Below are 18345 nucleotides of genomic sequence, written 5' to 3'. Positions count from 1 at the left end.
CGATTGCGCGCCTGAGCAATCCGGGTGAGGGGCCGCAGCGCACAGTGAAACAAGATCCCCTCACCCGGATCGCATCTTGCGATGCGATCCGACCTCTCCCTGTGGGAGAGGTGGTCCGAGTTCGTGGCTGCTTCCTGTCGTTCACGAGTTGAACTTCAGCTCGTCGGCGCCGATCTCGGCGAGGTATGGCGCCAGCATCTGCGGCGTCACATCCTCGATCCGCGGCGGCGACCAGGCCGGATTGCGGTCCTTGTCGATCACGGCGGCGCGCACGCCTTCGCGAAAATCGTCGCTGCGGAAGACCTCCAGCGCGGCGCGATATTCGCGCACCAGGCATTCTTCCAGGCTGGACGCGGTGCGCGCGAGCCGCAGCAGCTTCAGCGTCACCACCATGCCGCGCGGCGATTTTTCGTTGAGCGTCTTCAGAGTTTCCAGCGCGAATTCGGAGCCGTCGCGTTTGAGGACTGCGAAGATATCTTCCATGCAATCGAAGCCGAACCATGCGTCGATGAGCGGCTCTTTTGCCGCGACCGGCCCCGCGGTCTCACCCGTCGCAAAGCCGTTGATCAGCTTGGTGACGTCGGCCGCCGTTGCGCCGGAGCGAACCTTGGTCAGCGCCTCGCGCAGCTCCGGCCATTTGGCGGCGGGCACAACGGCGTCCGCAAACTTGGCGTGGATCGCGTCAGGACCGTTCATGGTCTGGCCGGTGAGGCCGAAATAAGTGCCAATCTCGCCAGGCGAGCGCGACAGCAGCCAGGTGCCGCCGACGTCAGGGAAAAAGCCGAGCCCGACCTCGGGCATCGCCAGCCTGGTGCGATCGGTCACGACGCGGTGGCTGGCATGGCCTGATAGCCCGACGCCGCCGCCCATGACGAGGCCGTCCATGAATGCGACATACGGCTTCGGATATTTCGCGATCCGCGCATTCATGATGTATTCCTGGCGCCAGAACCGTGCGCCGAGATCGCCGCCCTCGCGCGAGCTCTCCCAGAGGCCGCGAATGTCGCCGCCGGCGCAGAGGCCGCGTTCGCCCGCGCCTTCCAGGATGATCAGCGCGACCTCCGGATCGGTCTCGAAGCGATCGAGCGCCGCGTCGATGCCCATCGACATTTCCAGCGTCATCGCGTTGATCGCCTTCGGACGGTTGAGGCGGATCACGCCCGCCGCGCCCTCGCGGCGAACAATGAGATCGCCCTCTTCCACCGAACTCATCGCGCGCCCTCGATCAGTTTGCGCGCCACGATCAGCCGCATGATTTCATTGGTGCCTTCGAGGATCTGGTGCACGCGCAGGTCGCGCACGATCTTCTCGATGCCGTATTCGCTGAGATAGCCATAGCCGCCGTGCAGCTGTAGCGCATGGTTGGCAACTTCGAAGCCGACATCGGTGCCGAAGCGTTTTGCCATGGCACACAGCATGGTGGCATCGGGGTCCTTGCGGTCGAGCGCGGCCGCAGCGCGCCACAGGAACGTGCGCGCGGCCTCGAGCTCGATTGCCATGTCGGCGAGGCGGAACTGCAGTGCCTGGAATTCGTCGAGGCGCTTTCCGAAGGCCTTGCGCTCCTTCATGTAGGCGCGCGCCTTGTCGAGCGCGGTCTGGGCGCCGCCGAGCGAACACGCCGTGATGTTGAGGCGGCCGCCGTCGAGGCCGGCCATCGCGATCTTGAAGCCTGTGCCCTCCTCGCTCAGGCGGTTGGCGACCGGCACGCGGGCGTTCTCGAACATCACCGCGCGGGTCGGCTGCGCGTTCCAGCCCATCTTGCGTTCGTTAGCGCCGAAGGAGACGCCCGGCGTCTTGCCGTCGATGACGAGGGTCGAGATGCCGCCGGGGCCCTCGCCACCGGTGCGCACCATGGCGACCAGCAGATCGGTGCTGCCGGCGCCCGAGATGAACTGCTTCTGGCCGTTGAGGACATAATGATCGCCGTCGCGCACGGCGCGGGTGCGGAGCGCTGCTGCGTCCGAGCCTGCGCCCGGCTCGGTCAGGCAGTAGCTTGCGATCAGCTCCATGGTGCAGAGCTTTGGCAGCCATTGGTGGCGCTGGGTGTCGCTGCCGAAGGCATCGATCATCCAGCTCGCCATGTTGTGGATGGAGATGAAGGCCGAGGTGGTCGGGCAGCCCGTCGCCAGCGCCTCGAAGATCAGCGCCGCATCGAACCGCGTCATGGCGGAGCCGCCGACATCCTCGCGGATGTAGATGCCGCCCATGCCGAGCTTAGCTGCTTCGCGCATCACATCGACAGGGAAATGCTTCTCCTCGTCCCAGCGCAGCGCGTGCGGCGCGATCTTCTCCGCCGCAAACGCCAGCGCCATGTCGCGTACCGCAACCTGATCCTCGTTCAGAGCGAACTGCATCTCAATGCCCCCGCCGGATAGGGTCACCTCTCCCCGGAGGGGAGAGGTCGATTTGCGCAGCAAATCGGGTGAGGGGGTGCTGCTCCAACGAGAGACCGTAACCCCTCACCCGCGCCTTTGGCGCGACCTCTCCCGAAGGGAGAGGTGTTGTCCCAACGCCGCTGCAGTTCACGCCGACCGCGTCACTTCATCAATGGGATCGAGAACTCCGCGCCTTCCTTGACGCCGGACGGCCAGCGCGAGGTCACCGTCTTGGTCTTGGTGTAGAAGCGGACCGAATCCGGGCCGTGCTGGTTGAGATCGCCGAAGCCGGACTTCTTCCAGCCGCCGAAGGTGTAATAGGCGATCGGCACCGGAATCGGCACGTTGATGCCGACCATGCCGACGTTGACCTTGGCCGCGAAGTCGCGCGCGGCGTCGCCGTCGCGGGTGAAGATGGCAACGCCGTTGCCGTAATCATGCTCGGACGGGAGCGCCAGCGCTTCCTTGTAGTCGTGCGCCCGCACGACCGAGAGCACCGGGCCAAAGATCTCTTCTTTGTAGATCCGCATGTCCTTGGTGACGTTGTCGAACAGCGACCCGCCGAGATAGAAGCCGTTCTCGTAACCCTGCATCTTGAAGCCACGGCCGTCGACCGCGAGCGTCGCGCCTTCCTTGATACCGATGTCGATGTAGCCCTTGACCTTCTCGACCGCCTCGCGCGTCACCAGCGGACCGTAATCGGCCGACGGATCGATCGAGGTGCCGATCTTGAGCGACTCGACCCGCGGGATCAGCTTTTCCATCAGGCGATCGGCGGTGGACTTGCCGACGGGCACGGCGACGGAGACGGCCATGCAGCGTTCGCCGGCCGAGCCGTAGCCCGCGCCGATCAGCGCGTCGACGGCCTGGTCCATGTCGGCGTCGGGCATGATGATGGCGTGGTTCTTGGCGCCGCCAAAGCACTGGCAGCGCTTGCCGGTTTGCGCGGCGCGCTCATAGATGTACTGCGCGATCGGCGTCGAACCGACGAAGCCGACGGCTTTGATGTCGGGGTCATCGAGAATGGCGTCGACGGCTTCCTTGTCGCCATTGACGACGTTGAGGATGCCGGCCGGCAGGCCCGCTTCCATCATCAGCTCGGCCAGCAGCATCGGCACGCCTGGATCGCGCTCGGACGGCTTCAGGATGAAGGCGTTGCCGCAGGCGATCGCGGGCGCAAACTTCCACATCGGGATCATCGCCGGGAAGTTGAACGGCGTGATGCCGGCGACAACGCCGAGCGGCTGGCGCATCGAATAGATGTCGATGCCGGGCCCTGCGCCTTCGGTGTACTCGCCCTTCATCAGATGCGGGATGCCGCAGGCGAATTCGGCAACTTCGAGGCCGCGCTGGATGTCGCCCTTGGCGTCGGGAACCGTCTTGCCATGCTCGCGGGCGAGCAGTTCGGCGAGCTTGTCGTAGTCGCGCTGCACCAGCTCGACGAACTTCATCATGACGCGGGCGCGGCGCTGCGGGTTGGTCGCGGCCCATTCGGGCTGTGCGGCGCGTGCGTTCTCGACGGCGGCACGGACTTCGGCCTTGGACGCCAGCGCCACCTTGGCCTGGACGTCGCCGGTCATCGGCTCGAAAACGTCGGCGGTGCGGCCCGAGGTGCCCTTGACCTCCTTGCCACCGATGAAATGTCCGATTGAACGCATGGAATGGTCTCCTTCAGGCCGAGCGTGGTCGTTTTGACAAATCCTATCGACCTGCATTTTATAGGATTCAAGTCTGAGATAATGCACCATAGATGTGCGGAAATGCTGGATCAAGGCGCTATCGATTGGGACGACTTCCGCTTCGTGCTGGCCATCGTGCGGGGCGGCTCGGTGTCGGCCGCGGCAAAACAGCTCGGCGTCGACCATGCCACGGTGATCCGGCGCGTCGACCGGCTGGAAAAGCATCTCTCGGCCAAGCTGTTTGACCGGCGCAAGACCGGCTACCTCCTCACCGAGGCCGGCCAGCGCGTCGCTGACAGCGCGGAAGCCATGGAATCGACCATCGTCGCCAACCAGGAGCAGGTCGGCGGCTCGGTGGCGCGGCTGACCGGCACGGTGCGGATCGGCGCGCCTGATGGCTTCGGCACCGCCTTCCTGGCGCCGCGGCTGGCGCCCTTCGCCGACCGCTATCCCGACCTCGACCTGCAACTTGTAGCGACCGCGCGGCTGTTCAGTCTCTCCAAGCGGGAGGCCGACATCGCGATCAGCCTGACCATGCCGAAGGAAGGCCGCATCGTCGGCCGCAAGCTGCTCGACTACCACCTCGGGCTCTATGCCGCCCCCAGCTATCTCGACCGTTTTCCGAAAATCACCTCGCGCGAGGCGCTGCCGCAGCACCGCTTCGTCGGTTACATCGAGGAGCTCTTGTTCACGCCGGAGCTCGACTATCTGCCCCAGGTGTCGCCACGGATATCCGCGCGCTTCCGCAGCGCCAATCTGATCGCTCAACTCAACGCCACGCTGTCAGGCTTCGGCATCGCGGTGCTGCCGCATTTCATGGCGAGCGAGTATCCGCAACTTGTCGCGGTGCTGCCTGAGGAGATCTCGATTGTCAGGACGTTCTGGATGCTGATGCACGCCGACAGCAAGGACCTCGCGCGGATCAGGGCCGTCGCGGATTATATCGGCGAGATCGTGGAACGCGATCGGGAGCTGTTTGCGGGGCGGTAGCGCCGGTTTCGTAGGTGGGCAAAGCAACGAGACCCGCGACCGCGCGGCGCGTGGCGTGCCCACCACCTGTCGCTATCATCAAGAGATCGTGGGCACGGCGCTGGCGCGCCTTTGCCCAGCCTACGGCACCTCGCCTAGTTCTGCTTCGCCTTCTTCGGCACCGTCGCCTTCGGCTCCCGCTTCGCCGCCTCCAGCGCGCTGTCCTTGCCCGCCTTAAGCACCTCGTCCGAGAGCTCGCTCGAGCCCGCAATGCGCGCCAGCAGCATCGTGCCAGCCATGGTCGCGAGCGTCGCGATCGCTTGCTTGCGCGCGGCCTTGCGCGGCAGGTTCGGGACGTAGTCGGTTATCATCTCGATCATCTCGTCGAGCTTGCCCGCGAACGCCTTGCGCGTCTTCGGGCTCTCGCGGGCGATCTCGGCGCCGAGCGCAGGGATCGAGCAGCCATGCCCGGGATTGTCGCGATGCAGCGCCGAGAGATAGGTTTCGACCATCTGGGTGAGCTGCTTCTCGGGTGCGACCTGATCGGACTGCTTGCGCCAGTTCTCCATCGCACGGTCCATGGCGTAGCCGAAGGCCTCGATCACCAACGCCTCGCGAGAATCGAAGTGCGCGTAGAAACCGCCATGGGTCAGGCCCGCCTCCTTCATCAGGTCGGCGACACCGATGCCATGGGCGCCCTTTTCGCGCAGCCGCACCGAGGCCTTCCTGACGATGCGGTCGTGGGTTTCCTGCTTGTGTTCCCGGGAATAGCGCATGCGCGTCTCATTGAATGTCGCAGATCATCTCATAACATAGAAATGGACCGGGCGGCGAATTAAATCATGTTAAGTTGTTACGCCGATCATCGAAAAGGTTGCAGTTGCATGGACCGCGAGCGCGCCCTTGCCGTCGCGCACGAACCCCTCGGTGTAGCTGGTCTGGCGCCCCAGCTTGATGATTTTACCTTCCGCCGAGATCAGCCCGGACCGGACCGACAGCGGGCGCAGAAAGGTCATCTTCAGATCGAGCGTGACCGGCGACTGCCCGGCCTCCAGCCGCGTCGAAATCGCGCAGCCCATGGCGGTGTCGATCAGCGCCGCTGCGGTCGCGCCATGCAGCAGCCCGATGGTGTTTTCGAGATCCTCGCGCGGCTCCAGCTCCATCACGATCCGGCCCGGCTCGACCACCGCCATGGTGAAGCCGATCAGCTTTGCGAAGGGTGGCGGCGGTAGCCGCCCGTCGCGAATCCCGAGCATGGCGTCCATGCCGGACAGCCCCATCGCCACTTTCGCAACCGGCGCCGGCACTTGCCAGTCCACCACGCGCTCGCGGCGGTATGCGGGGGAAAACAAGTCGAGCTGCTTGCTTTCGGTCATGGCTGGTCCTTTTTATGATATACGTCATGCTATGCCACGGACTTCGCGCTGGCAACTGCACCGGCCCGCTTGACAAGCAGGGCGTTTCGGCCCGGAAGTTGTGGCGACGGGCGCACCTCGTGCCTGCCCACGAAACCTCCGAGATGCCAATGGAAATGCTCAACAACCACTGCGGCGTGACGCGCGATGCGCGCGGCGTCGTTCATGTCGCGATCTGCAACGCCGGCTCGCTGAATATTCTCGGCTCGCCCGTCACCGATGCGGTGCGCGAAGGCCTGCAACAGCTCTCGTCCGACCGCAGCATCCGCGTCGTGGTGCTGCGCGGCCAGAGCGAGAAGAGCATGATCGGCGGTGCCGACATCAAGGAGATGGCGAAGCTCGACCAAAGATCGGCCGAGGCCTTCATCAGCCGCCTGCGCGATCTCTGCGAGGCCGTGCGCCAGTTCCCCACCCCCGTCATTGCGCGCATGCCGGGCTGGTGTCTCGGCGGCGGGCTCGAGGTCGCGGCCGCCTGCGATTTCCGTATCGCCGCGCATGATGCCCATTTCGGCATGCCGGAGGTGCGCGTCGGCATCCCCTCGGTGATCCACGCAGCGCTGCTGCCGCGCTTGATCGGCTGGGCCCGCGCGCGCTGGCTGGTGATGACGGCGGAGAACATCGACGCAGCCACGGCGCTAGCGTGGGGCCTGGTCGACAAGATCGCGCCGGCGGGCGGGCTCGATGCCGAGGTCGAGCACGTCGTGAGCGCCCTGCTCGAATGTGGCCCCGAGGCACTGCGCTCGCAGAAGGCGCTGCTGCGGCAATGGGAGGAACTGCCGCTGACGGAGTCGGTCAATCTGAGCATCAAAGTGTTCGGCGAGTCGTTCCTGACCGACGAGCCGACGCGGCTGATGGCTGCCTTTGTGAACAGGAAGCGGTAAGCGCACCAAAGACGGTGTCATGCCCCGCGAAGGCGGGGCATCCAGCACGCCGCGGCTCCTCGGCCCAATGACTGTTGCCTCTGGAATACTGGATCGCCCGCCTTGCGGGCAATGACAGGGAGGGGCCGAACGACCAAATCTCACCCCGCCCACGACATTTTCTCACCCCCCGCGCGGTTGCATTTTTTGCGCCGCATCATATGATGATCATAATCTTACCCATCATTGCCAGGGAGTTCCGTCATGGCCGAAGCCGCCGATCCCGTCGTCATCGTCTCCGCCGCCCGCAGCCCGCTCGGTCGCTTCATGGGCGAGCTGTCGCCGCTGCCGGCGCACAAGCTCGGATCGCATGTCATAAGCGCCGCGCTGGAGCGCGCAAAACTCGCGCCCGAGAAGGTGGACGAGGTGTTCATGGGCTGCGTGCTGCCGGCCGGACAGGGGCAGGCGCCAGCGCGACAGGCGGTGCGCGCAGCACGCCTGCCCGATGCCACCGGCGCGACCACCGTCAACAAGGTCTGCGGCTCCGGCATGAAGGCGACCATGCTGGCGCACGACGTCATCCGCGCGGGCTCCGCCGAGATCGTCGTCGCCGGCGGCATGGAGAGCATGAGCAACGCGCCCTATCTGCTCGCAAAGGCGCGCGGCGGTTACCGCGCCGGTCACGACCGCATTATCGACCACATGATGATGGACGGCCTCGAGGACGCCTACGAGACCGGCCGCTCCATGGGCGATTTCGGCGAGGCGACCGCCGAGGCCTATCAGTTCACCCGCAAGGATCAGGACGCCTACGCGATGGAGACCCTGAGCCGCGCCCGCAAGGCGGTCGAGGGTGGCGCGTTCAAGGCCGAGATCGCACCTGTGACGCTGACCGAGAAGGCCGGCCCCCGCATCATCGCAAACGACGAGCATCCGCTAAAGGTCGATCCCGCCAAGATCCCGGGCCTGAAGCCGGCGTTCCGCGCGAACGGCACCATCACGCCGGCCGCCTCCTCCGCCAACGCCGACGGTGCCGCCGCGCTGGTGCTGACGAAGCGGTCGCTTGCCGATCGCAACGGGCTGCCAGCGATTGCCGAGATCAAGGGCCACGCTACACACAGCCAGGAGCCGCAATGGTTCACCACCGCGCCGATCCCGGCGATCCGCAAGCTGCTCGACAAGGTCGGCTGGACCGCCTCCGATGTCGACCTGTTCGAGATCAACGAGGCCTTTGCCGTGGTGGCGATGGCAGCCCAGCGCGATCTCGGCATTCCGCGCGACAAGCTCAACGTCAACGGCGGTGCCTGCGCGCTCGGCCATCCCGTCGGCGCGACCGGCGCGCGACTGATCGTTACGCTGCTGCATGCGCTCGAGGCCAAGAACCTCAAGCGGGGCGTCGCCGCGCTCTGCATCGGCGGTGGGGAAGCCACGGCCATCGCGGTGGAGCGCTTCGCGCACTGATGCGCAAAAGTCTGAAAACGAGGGAAGTCCGGCATTTCAGACTTCCCACTTCCATGCCAGACTGCAACCATGACATCGGCCTCCCCAGGCCCGCCAACCGATATTGAGGGGCAATGATTTCGAACTGGCTCGCGGCAGCGCTGTCCCGCCGCAATATCCACTACGGCTGGGTGATGGTCGGCGTGACTTTCCTTGCCGCGCTGATCAGCGCTGGCACGGTCGGCGCGCCCGGCGTATTCATCGTTCCCTTGCAGAAGGAGTTCGGCTGGAGCACGGCGGAGATCTCGTCCGCGCTGTCGATCCGCTTCATCCTGTTCGGGCTGATGGCGCCGTTTGCCGCTGCACTGCTGAACCGTTACGGTCTGCGCAACGTCACGCTGACGGCGCAGCTCATCGTGGTCTCGGCCCTCGTGCTGTCGCTCGGCATGACCCAGGTCTGGCAGCTCGTCGCACTCTGGGGCGTCGTGATCGGCATCGGCACCGGCATGACCGCGCTGGTGCTGGGCGCGACCATCGCGACGCGCTGGTTCGCGGCGCGGCGCGGCCTCGTCGTCGGCATCATGACGGCGAGCGTCGCCACCGGCCAGCTCGTGTTCCTGCCGCTGCTCGCAAGCCTGACCGAACGTTACGGCTGGCGGCCCGCGCTCGGCTTCGTCTGCATCGCGCTTGGCGTGTCCGCCTTCGCCGTGCTGATGGTCATGCGCGACCGGCCGAGCGATGTCGGGTTGCGGCCGTTCGGCGACGAAGGCACCGAGCCCCTGCCCGCGCCGCCCGTCAGTCACGCGCCCATCACGGCCGTCGCGCTGGGCACGCTGCGCGATGCCTCGAAGTCGAGCGCGTTCTGGATCCTGTTTGCGACCTTCTTCGTCTGCGGCGCCTCGACCAACGGCCTCGTCCAGGTGCATTTGATCCCGATGTGCCTCGACTTCGGCATCCCGCAGGTGCAGGCCGCGAGCCTGCTCGCGGCCATGGGCATTTTCGACTTCTTCGGCACCATCATGTCGGGCTGGCTGTCGGACCGCTACGACAATCGCTATCTGCTGTTCTGGTATTACGGCCTGCGTGGGCTCTCGCTGATCTTCCTGCCGTTCAGCGACTTCTCGTTCTATGGGCTCTCGATCTTCGCGATGTTCTACGGGCTCGATTGGATCGCAACCGTGCCGCCCACGGTACGGCTCACCGCGCAAAAATTCGGACCCGAGCGCGCCAATCTGGTGTTCGGCTGGATCTTTGCCGGCCACCAGCTTGGTGCGGGCACCGCAGCGTTCGGTGCCGGCCTGTCGCGAACGGTCTATCAGAGCTATCTGCCCGCGTTCTTCATCGCAGGCGCGCTCTGCGTGTTCGCCGCGCTGATCGTGCTGGCGTTGTCGCGGCAGCCGAAGCCGCAGGCCAAACCTGCGATGGCCTAGTACCGGAGCGTGGAGGTGACGCCGAACACCGCGGCGTCACCGATCCGCGACACGCCGGTCGGAGCGTTCGGGTTCGGGATGCCGCCGGAGGGGCGCCACACATATTGGAAGTACGGCGCGATCAGCCAGCCCGGCTTGATGTGCGCTTCGTAGATCATCTCGAGCAAGGTCTCGTTGCTGCGCACCGGCCCCTGGACACCGGTGTAGACATTGGTGTCGATATCGAGGTTGCGCGCGGTGTTCGAGATGCGCATATAGGCCGCCGCCACGCCGAAGCGGTCGAGCGGACGCCCCGGAACGAAGCCGACGAAGCCGACGCCGCCGTCGAGATAAAGGTCGATCAGATTGCGGTCCGGCGGGCTGTAGGCGATGCGACCGAACGCGGTGACGCCCGGCAGCGAGGCCGAGGTGCTGTTCTCCTTCACCTCCGGCGGGCGGTACAGGACCTGCTCGATCACGGCGAAGATGCCGTAATTGCCGCGAAGCTTTGCCGGAATGCCGCTGCCCTCGGGGTCGGCGATCGACTGCCCTTCCGCGGTGAAGCGCTGACTGTCGAACGAGCCGTAATGCTTCCAGGCGCCGGGCGTGAAGTTGCCGGCGAGCGGACGTCCGCCGATGTCGATGTCATAATCGAACCGGACCTGCCCGATCACCCACGGCGGATCATTGACGCGAAAGGCGAGGCCATGATGGTCGCGCAGCTGCGGGTCCTGGTCGCCCGGCCCCGAGGGATCGCCGTTGAAGACCGCGCCGAAGGCGGTGATCTTGTCGGTCAAGGCCGCCTTGACGCGGATGCCGGGCACGGCGATCGGCGGCGCCGGGCCGCCGGCCGGAAGGTTGGAAGCCTTGATCGCGGGCCAGCCGAAGGTGCCGTTGATGAAGAGATCGTCGGTCTCGCTGTCGAAGAACTCGACATCGGCCGCCTGCTGGCCGGCCCTGACGTTCAGTCGTCCGTCGAAGAAGCTCTGCTCGAAATAGGCGTTGTAGAGCCGCTGGTCCGGCAGCGCCTCGATCTCGCTGATGGTGGCGAGGTTCATCACGTAGTTGCGCGAGAGGCCCTGGCCATAGATCACGAACGCATTGGCGTAAAAGCGTCCGCCGGTCCAGCCGACCAGCTTGTCCAGATCGGCATCGACCGACAGGTCGAGGCGGCCGAAATGGATGGCGCCGCGCTTCACGCCGCCGGAAACATTGGCGATGTTGTCGGCGATATAGGTGGCGCCAAAATTCAGGCCCTTGCCCGCAAGGCCGTCATGCCATTCGTTGAACCATGTCGGCGCCAGCCACCCGGCGGCGCTTTCGTCCTTGGCACCCGCGAACGCAGCCGTGCTCGCCACCGTGCACGCAAGCACGATCACAGCTCGCCATCGAAAGCTATGGGCAATCTCGATCAAGGCTGACACCGGCTGACGTATGCTACTTGAAGATACCCGTCCGCCGCATGAAGAGATAGGCTGCGCCGATCGAGGCGACCATCAGCACGGCAGCATAAATGAACCCTTCCTCGACATCGGTCAGCGGCAGGCCTTTCGTGTTCATCCCGAAAATGCCGGTGATCAGCGTCGGCGGCAACAGCAGCGTCGTCACGATGGAGAGCGTGTGCAGGTGGCGGTTGCTCTCCTCCTCGTTCTTGAAGCGCAGCTCCTCCTCCAGCAGGCGGCTGCGCTCGCGCAATTCGACGATGTCGTGATCGAGCCCATCCAGCCGCTGTGCCAGCTTGCCGGCCTGGATGCGCAAGCTTGGCGAGAGGTGATCGGTGTTCTTCTGGTCGAGCCGGTGGAACAGCACGCGCAGGCCGGTGAGCTGACGGTGCAGCCTGACGCAGGTGCGGCGGAGCCGGCCGAGGTCGCGCCGCATCTCCGGCTTGGCGTCGTCGGCCAGGATCCGTTCCTCGATGCCGTCGATCTCCTGGCCGAGCTTGTCGGCCATGCGATCGAGCGTGTCGGCGACCTCGTCGACGATCTTCTCGAGGAGATGGGCGACGTTGTCGACGCGGTAGCCGCCTTCGAGCACGCGCCGCGTCGCGTCCGCCGAGCACAGCGCCTGATGACGGCCGCTGACCAGCAGGCGCTCGGTCATGGCGAAGCGCAAGAACGCGGTCTCCTCCGTCGCGCTGTCGATGTCGCGCACGAGATCGGAGAACACGCCGTAGACGCAATGATCGATGACATGGAGCTGCTGGAACGTGTCGTTCGAGAGCAGCAATTCGCGCGCGAGCGGCGGAAGATGCGAGCTCGCGATCCACGGCCGCGACCGCGCGTCGGTCAGGTTGAAATGCAGCCAGAGCCGGCCGTCATGGCTGAACTCGATCGGCTGGTCGATCGCGAGCGCCTCGGCGCTGCCGTCGCTGTGCAGGCGGAACGCCCACACCAGACCCGGAATGGCAGGTTCGGTGTTCGATATCGCGCTGGCAAGCTTCGCCGGCTCAGCCATGGCCCACCCCACATCAACAGATGCCCCGTCTCCGGAAGATGGCTGACGGCATCCTCCGGATCACGGGTACTCAATTACGCCAGTGTTACAGTTTGATGATGCCGTCTATCCCCCGGCAGCAAGAGGCACTTCAGGCGGGCGATCAAGACAAAATGCGAAAACAACCCCATGCACAGTAGCGAAGCGTGCGGGATCAACGACTTACGACTTTTCCGAATTACAACTTGACACGTCGGGCAAAACAGGGGTATGTTGGCATCATCGGGCATCGTCCCCATCGTCGTCCTCGACCTGCAGAATGGTCTCCGACAACAGCGCGGCAGCCTTTTGCAGCGGCGGGATGAAGCGGTCCAGCTCGGTGAAGCTCACGCGCGCCACCGGCACGGAGACGCCCAAGCAGGCAATCAATTCTCGATCGGGTGACAGGATGGGGACGGCACATCCGACGACGCCCTTGACGTATTCTTCGTTGGTCTTGGCCCAGCCCTTCTGCCTTGTGTCCTCGAGGACCTTCATCAGTCCGTGGACGTCGACGATCGTCGTCTCCGTGAATTTGGTCAGAGGCAGCGCGCGGCACAGCTTCGCCCTGATGCGCTCGGGCAGCCTGCTCATGTAGATCTTTCCGGTCGAGGTGCAGTGGAGCGGCGCCGCCTCTCCCGGATTGAACTGAAGGCCTTGCGGCTCCGAAACGCGAACGCTGTCGACATAGGCGACGACATTGTCGCGCACGACGCCGATCTCGCACTGTTCGCCGATTTCTCCCGCGACCGCCCGAAGCACCGCGTGCCGCCGCGCGGTGCGGAAGGCCGCTCCAATGACGGCGGCCGACAGCGTGACGAGTTGGTTTCCCACCACATAACGCTTCGTCCCCAAAGCCTTCTGAAGCAGTCCGCGGTCCTCGAGATTCCCGATCAGCCTGTGCGCCGTCGGAAGCGGCAGCGCGAGAGCCTTCGCAATCTCTGCCACTGATACGGCTTTGCGCTGCTCGGCAACGTGTCGGACGATCGCGAAGGCACGATCCAGCGGCCCGTCCTTCTCAATGCGCTTCGTCATGGTCCCTCGGCTAAAAGTGCCAGCGAAATCAAGATCAACGCCAAATACTATCATTTTTCGGAATAAAACATATTGAAATTCGACAAATTTGTTTTGTCGAAGGCCTGAAAGCTCATATTCTCGGCGTTGCCGGTGATTGAGCAAAAACTGTGCAAAACAGCCTCGCCGTTCCCGGAATCTCGCTCCGCCGCCTGGCCGAGAGGCCAGTCGCCGGCGGCGCGCCAACAGGAGATGTGGATGTCTCGTCACTACGACGTCGCAGCCGTGAGGAAGGAATTCCCCGCCGTCGAACGGATGGTCTATCTGGACTCCGGATTTCAAACCCCGCTTGCGCGCCCGGTGAAGGCCGCGATCGAGCTTTTTCTTCGCGAGGGTTTTGAGACAGCCGGTCCGAAGAGCGTCTGGCTCGACCGGGTGGAGCAGACCCGCGCAAAAGTCGCCCGCTTTCTCGGGGTGAGCGCCGACGAGATCGCTTTCACGAAGAACACCTCGGAAAGCATGAACATCGCGGCCAACGCACTGCCGCTCAGGGCGGGCGACAATGTCCTGATGATCCACGGCGATCATCCGAACAACGCCTACGCGTTCCTCCATCTGCAGCGGAAGGGCGTCGAGGTCCGCTTCATCCCGATGACGGAAGTCGTGAACGCCGACAGCTTTGTCCCCTTCATCGACGGCAACACGCGCGCGATCTCGATGTCGCATGTGACGTTCCACGCCGGACACCGCTTCGACATCGCGAGCGTCGGCGCGCTGTGCGCCAGCAGGAAGCTCTACTTCATCGTGGACGTGATGCAGGCGATCGGCGTCGTGCCAATCGACGCGAAGGCGATAGGCGCGAGCTTCATCGGCTCCGGAAGCCACAAGGGTCTGCTGGTGCCTCAGGGGCTCGGCCTGCTTTACTGGGACAAGTCCCTCGGAGAGCTCGAACCGGCCTATCTCGCCGCCGCGAGCCTCGCCGAGATCCCCGAGGATCTGATCGCGCGTCCCGACAGGATGACACCCTCGCCGACCGCCAGACGCTTCGAGCTCGGCAATTTCAATCTTCCGGCCATTCATGCGCTGGGTGCGGCCCTCGACATGATCGAGCAGATCGGGGTGCAGAACATCCAGAACCACTGCTTCGATCTCGGTGACCACCTGATCGCGCGCCTGGACGAGCTAGGCGTCCGCCTCGTTGGCCCGCGCGAGCGTCAGCACCGCGCGCCGCACATCTACGTCATCGCCCTGCCCGCTGCGGAATGGCTCGGGCATTTCGTGGAGAACGGCGTGCGGGTGTCGCCCGAACGAGACGGCATCCGCGTCTCGCTCGGCATGTTCAATACCGCCGATGACATCGATCGCCTGATCGATGTCATCCGCCGACGAGGGCTCGGACGCTCGTCGGTCGCAGCTTGAATTCGGCACATGAGGGGAAGGTAAATACCATGAAGAAGCTCGTGCAGGTCCTGGCGGTTCTCCCCGGACTCCTGGTGGTCGGCGCAAGGCCATCTGGGGCTGCCGACAGCCCGACGCTGGACAAGATCAAGTCGAGCGGCGCGATCACTATCGGCCACCGTGAGGCGTCGATCCCGTTCTCCTATCTCGGGCCCGATCAGAAGCCGATCGGTTTCTCGCTCGATCTTTGCGCTGCGATCGTCGATCGCATCAAGGAGGAGCTGAAATTGCCCAACCTCAAGGTCAATTACACGCCGGTGAACTCCTCGAACCGGATTCCGCTGATCCAGAGCGGGACCGTCGACATCGAGTGCGGCGGCACCGCGAACGACAAGAAGCGGCAGGAACAGGTGTCGTTTTCGGTCGCAACGTTCGTCAGCCAGCCGCGCTGGCTGGTCAAGGCCGCCAGCGGCGTGAAGACCGCCGGCGACCTGAAAGGCAAGACCATCGTCGTCACGCAAGGCTCCAACGCGGTCGTTTTCGCGCAGGGCGTCAACGCCAAGGAGCAGCTCGGCCTCAACATCGTCCAGGCCAAGGACCACGCGGAATCCTTCCTGATGTTGAACACCGGCCGTGCCGTCGCCTTCATGGAGGACGACATCCTGCTGGCCGGGCTCAAGGCCGCCGCGCCAAATCCAGATGCGCTGCTGTTCCTGCCCGAGGGCTACGCGAAGATCTATTACGGGCTCATGTTCACGAAGGGGGATGCCGGCTTCAAGGCGCTCGTCGACGACGTTCTCTCCAAGCAAATGGCATCCGGCCAGTTCGAGAAGACCTACGCGAAATGGTTCACCAGGCCGATCCCGCCCAAGGGTGAGAATCTCGCATTCCCGCTCACGGACGAGTTGATGGCGCGGATCGCGCATCCCAGCGACGCGGTCGATTGATTGACGGAGCCGGCCGTCTCGTAAGGACATCCTCGTTCGCACCTGCAAGTTGAGGGCTCGCGATGTTCGGAGTGCTTTTTGAACAGACGGCGGACGGCCAGCGCTATATCGACTGGCTGCTGTCGGGTCTCGGCTGGACGCTGGCGCTGGCCTTCTTCGGCTGGTGGATCGCCTTCGGCATCGGTGTGGTCGTCGGAGTTGGGCGCACCGTCCAGAATCGCTTCCTCGCGATCCCGGCCCGGCTCTATGTCGAAATCTTCAGAAACATCCCTGTCCTGGTGCAGATGTTCCTCTGGTATTTTGTTTTCCCGGAGGTGGTCCCCTCTGCGCTCGGCGACGCGATCAAACAGATCCCGCCGCCCTGGGCATCATTCTTCCCGGCCCTCCTTTGCCTGGGACTCTACACGGCATCGCGTATCGCCGAGCAGGTCCGCGCCGGCATCGAAGCGCTGCCAAGGGGACAGATCGAGGCGGCCAACGCTCTCGGCCTCAGCGGCTATCTCACCTATCGATACGTCATCGTGCCGCAGGCCTTGCGCCTCATCGTGCCGAGCCTCACCAGCGAGGTGATGGGCATCTACAAGAACACGTCCGTCGCCCTCACGATCGGCTTGATGGAGCTGACCGCCCAGGCACGCCAGATCAGCGAAGCCACGTTCCAGACGTTTACGGCATTTGGGGCGGCGACGATCATCTACCTCTGTCTGGCGCTGATAGCCTATCAGGGCATGATGCTCATCGACAAAGCCGTCCGGATTCCGGGCAGCGCGCCCGTCAAGCTCAGTGCCGACGCGGATCTCGCCGCGGAGGTGCAGCAAGCCGGCGCTTTGCCCAACGCCCTGGAGGCCGCGAAATGAACACCCTCGATTTCTCCATTGTCGCGCAATCCTGGCCCTATCTCTGGTCGGGTCTGGTCTTCTCGCTTTCGCTGACGGCAGCCGCGTTCGCCATCGGCATGGTTCTGGGGACCTGTCTTGCGCTGGTCCAGCACTTCGAGGTCCCCGTCCTGGCTCAGGTCGTCCGCGGCTACGTTGCGGTGATCCGGTCGATCCCGCTGATCCTCGTCCTGTTCTGGTTCTTCTTCCTGGTACCGATCGTGCTCGGCTATCTCAGCGGCAACGGCCGCCCTGTCCCGATCGGCGCCACCTTCACGGCCTTCATCACCTTCGGCCTGTTCGAGGCCGCCTACTATTCCGAGATCATCCGCGTTGGCCTGCGCGCCGTGAACAAGGGCCAGTTCGAGGCCTGCCAGGCGCTCGCGCTGTCCACCTACGATACCTATCGCCATATCGTCCTGCCGCAGGTCCTGCGCGTGGCCAGCCCGATCATCCTGAGCCAGACCATCATCCTGTTTCAGGACACCTCGCTCGTTTACGTCCTGTCGCTGACGGATCTTCTGGGCGCCGCTTCCAAGCTTGCGCAGCTCAATGGCCGCCTCGTCGAAATGTACCTCGTCGTCGCACTCGCCTACCTCGCCATCAGCTCTGCAGCGTCCCAGTGCGTCGCTATCCTTCGCAAACGATACGCTCTCGCCACATCGCGATAACGCCTCGAGTTCGGGAGACGAACATGCCTCAGGAGACCGTGAGCGGGACCGCCCAGGCCGCCCCGATCGTCGTCGTCGAGAATGTGACGAAGCGGTTCGGCGCGTTCACCGCGCTGAACGATGTCAATCTCAGAGTCGGCAAGGGCGAGAAGATCGTGCTGTGCGGGCCGTCCGGTTCCGGCAAGTCGACACTGATCCGCTGCATCAACCATATCGAGAAGCACGACGGAGGCCGGATCGTCGTCGATGGCGTCGAGCTGAGCCATCGTCTCGCCGACATCAACAGCGTGCGCTGCGAAGTCGGCATGGTGTTCCAAAGCTTCAACCTGTTTCCGCACCTCACGGTCGCCGAGAACTGCATGCTGGCCCCGATGAAGGTTCGCGGCATTTCGCAAGCCGAGGCGCGCGCTCGTGCGCTCGGCCTGCTGCGCAAGGTACGCATCCAGGATCAGGCCGACAAATATCCCGCACAACTCTCGGGCGGGCAGCAGCAACGGGTCGCCATCGCGCGAGCACTGTGCATGCAGCCCAAGATCATGCTGTTCGACGAACCGACCTCCGCGCTCGACCCCGAGATGGTCAAGGAAGTGCTGGACACCATGGTCGAGCTGGCGAAAGACGGAATGACGATGGTCTGCGTGACACACGAGATGGGCTTCGCCCGCGAGGTCGCCGACCGGGTCATCTTCATGGACCGCGGATGCATTTTGGAGGAGGCTGATCCCGAGACATTCTTCCGGGCTCCGCGCAGCGAACGGGCGAAAGGCTTCCTCAATCAGATCATCCACTAGCTGGCAAAAGTTGATCGCAGCGCGCGATCG

17 protein-coding genes are annotated in these 18345 nt (G+C 64.5%); 9 read left to right on the top strand and 8 right to left on the bottom strand.

The window, feature by feature from the left end:
- Positions 1–141: 141 nt before the first annotated feature.
- The 3 genes from HYH08_RS01220 to HYH08_RS01210 all read right to left on the bottom strand — a co-directional run bounded on the left by HYH08_RS01220 (position 142) and on the right by HYH08_RS01210 (position 4033).
- Positions 142–1212 (bottom strand): enoyl-CoA hydratase/isomerase family protein, encoded by a 1071-nt coding sequence (locus HYH08_RS01220; protein ID WP_220007914.1) that lies wholly within the window; start codon positions 1210–1212, stop codon positions 142–144.
- Complete coding sequence (locus tag HYH08_RS01215; RefSeq protein WP_220007913.1) at positions 1209–2354, bottom strand: isobutyryl-CoA dehydrogenase; 1146 nt, start codon at positions 2352–2354, stop codon at positions 1209–1211. The genes HYH08_RS01220 and HYH08_RS01215 overlap by 4 nt, the downstream gene beginning before the upstream one ends.
- A gap of 182 nt (positions 2355–2536) precedes the next feature.
- Entirely contained in the window at positions 2537–4033 is a 1497-nt protein-coding gene (locus HYH08_RS01210; RefSeq protein ID WP_220007912.1) for a CoA-acylating methylmalonate-semialdehyde dehydrogenase, read from the bottom strand.
- A 102-nt stretch (positions 4034–4135) separates the two neighbouring features.
- Between HYH08_RS01210 and HYH08_RS01205 the strand changes: the two genes are divergently transcribed.
- Complete coding sequence (locus HYH08_RS01205; RefSeq protein ID WP_220007911.1) at positions 4136–5044, top strand: LysR family transcriptional regulator; 909 nt, start codon at positions 4136–4138, stop codon at positions 5042–5044.
- A gap of 134 nt (positions 5045–5178) precedes the next feature.
- Here HYH08_RS01205 and HYH08_RS01200 read toward each other — a convergent pair whose 3' ends face one another.
- On the bottom strand, positions 5179–5799 hold the full coding sequence (locus HYH08_RS01200; protein ID WP_220007910.1) for a TetR/AcrR family transcriptional regulator: 621 nt from the start codon (positions 5797–5799) through the stop codon (positions 5179–5181).
- Positions 5800–5868: 69 nt separating this feature from the next.
- Complete coding sequence (locus HYH08_RS01195; protein WP_220007909.1) at positions 5869–6399, bottom strand: PaaI family thioesterase; 531 nt, start codon at positions 6397–6399, stop codon at positions 5869–5871.
- A gap of 149 nt (positions 6400–6548) precedes the next feature.
- Here HYH08_RS01195 and HYH08_RS01190 point away from each other — a divergent pair, with 149 nt between their 5' ends.
- The 3 genes from HYH08_RS01190 to HYH08_RS01180 all read left to right on the top strand — a co-directional run bounded on the left by HYH08_RS01190 (position 6549) and on the right by HYH08_RS01180 (position 10168).
- The gene (locus tag HYH08_RS01190; protein ID WP_220007908.1) at positions 6549–7319 is read left to right on the top strand and encodes an enoyl-CoA hydratase; all 771 of its coding nucleotides are present in this window, start codon (positions 6549–6551) and stop codon (positions 7317–7319) included.
- Between the two features lie 243 nt (positions 7320–7562).
- Positions 7563–8759 carry an acetyl-CoA C-acyltransferase gene (locus tag HYH08_RS01185; RefSeq protein WP_220007907.1) on the top strand — a complete coding sequence of 399 codons (1197 nt, stop codon included), beginning with the start codon at positions 7563–7565 and terminating at the stop codon, positions 8757–8759.
- Positions 8760–8872: 113 nt separating this feature from the next.
- Positions 8873–10168, top strand: a complete 1296-nt coding sequence (locus tag HYH08_RS01180; protein WP_220007906.1) for an MFS transporter — start codon at positions 8873–8875, stop codon at positions 10166–10168.
- Here HYH08_RS01180 and HYH08_RS01175 read toward each other — a convergent pair.
- The 3 genes from HYH08_RS01175 to HYH08_RS01165 form a co-directional block, all read right to left on the bottom strand.
- On the bottom strand, positions 10165–11562 hold the full coding sequence (locus HYH08_RS01175) for a carbohydrate porin (RefSeq protein WP_220007905.1): 1398 nt from the start codon (positions 11560–11562) through the stop codon (positions 10165–10167). The two genes, HYH08_RS01180 and HYH08_RS01175, sit on opposite strands and share 4 nt — an antisense overlap.
- 22 nt (positions 11563–11584) lie before the next feature.
- Complete coding sequence (locus tag HYH08_RS01170) at positions 11585–12601, bottom strand: transporter (protein ID WP_220007904.1); 1017 nt, start codon at positions 12599–12601, stop codon at positions 11585–11587.
- 258 nt (positions 12602–12859) lie between these two features.
- Positions 12860–13654 (bottom strand): IclR family transcriptional regulator, encoded by a 795-nt coding sequence (locus tag HYH08_RS01165; protein ID WP_220007903.1) that lies wholly within the window; start codon positions 13652–13654, stop codon positions 12860–12862.
- 237 nt (positions 13655–13891) lie between these two features.
- On the opposite strand from HYH08_RS01165, the gene HYH08_RS01160 reads away from it, so the two are divergent.
- The 5 genes from HYH08_RS01160 to HYH08_RS01140 all read left to right on the top strand — a co-directional run bounded on the left by HYH08_RS01160 (position 13892) and on the right by HYH08_RS01140 (position 18315).
- Entirely contained in the window at positions 13892–15052 is a 1161-nt protein-coding gene (locus HYH08_RS01160) for an aminotransferase class V-fold PLP-dependent enzyme (protein WP_220007902.1), read from the top strand.
- A gap of 29 nt (positions 15053–15081) precedes the next feature.
- A complete protein-coding gene (locus tag HYH08_RS01155) occupies positions 15082–15978 on the top strand; it encodes an amino acid ABC transporter substrate-binding protein (RefSeq protein ID WP_220007901.1) in 897 nt (298 codons plus the stop codon).
- Positions 15979–16040: 62 nt separating this feature from the next.
- A complete protein-coding gene (locus HYH08_RS01150) occupies positions 16041–16835 on the top strand; it encodes an amino acid ABC transporter permease (RefSeq protein ID WP_220007900.1) in 795 nt (264 codons plus the stop codon).
- Positions 16832–17524, top strand: coding sequence for an amino acid ABC transporter permease (locus HYH08_RS01145; protein WP_220007899.1), 693 nt, complete (start codon positions 16832–16834; stop codon positions 17522–17524). The genes HYH08_RS01150 and HYH08_RS01145 overlap by 4 nt, the downstream gene beginning before the upstream one ends.
- Positions 17525–17547: 23 nt before the next feature.
- Positions 17548–18315: an amino acid ABC transporter ATP-binding protein gene (locus tag HYH08_RS01140; RefSeq protein ID WP_228747453.1), complete on the top strand. Its 768-nt coding sequence runs from the start codon at positions 17548–17550 to the stop codon at positions 18313–18315.
- Positions 18316–18345: the final 30 nt, after the last annotated feature.

Origin of the sequence: Bradyrhizobium sp. BR 10289 (assembly GCF_019455385.1) — a bacterium.
GTDB lineage: Bacteria > Pseudomonadota > Alphaproteobacteria > Rhizobiales > Xanthobacteraceae > Bradyrhizobium.
Note: the sequence above shows the minus strand (reverse complement) of the source record. Positions and strands in the feature narration are given on the sequence as shown.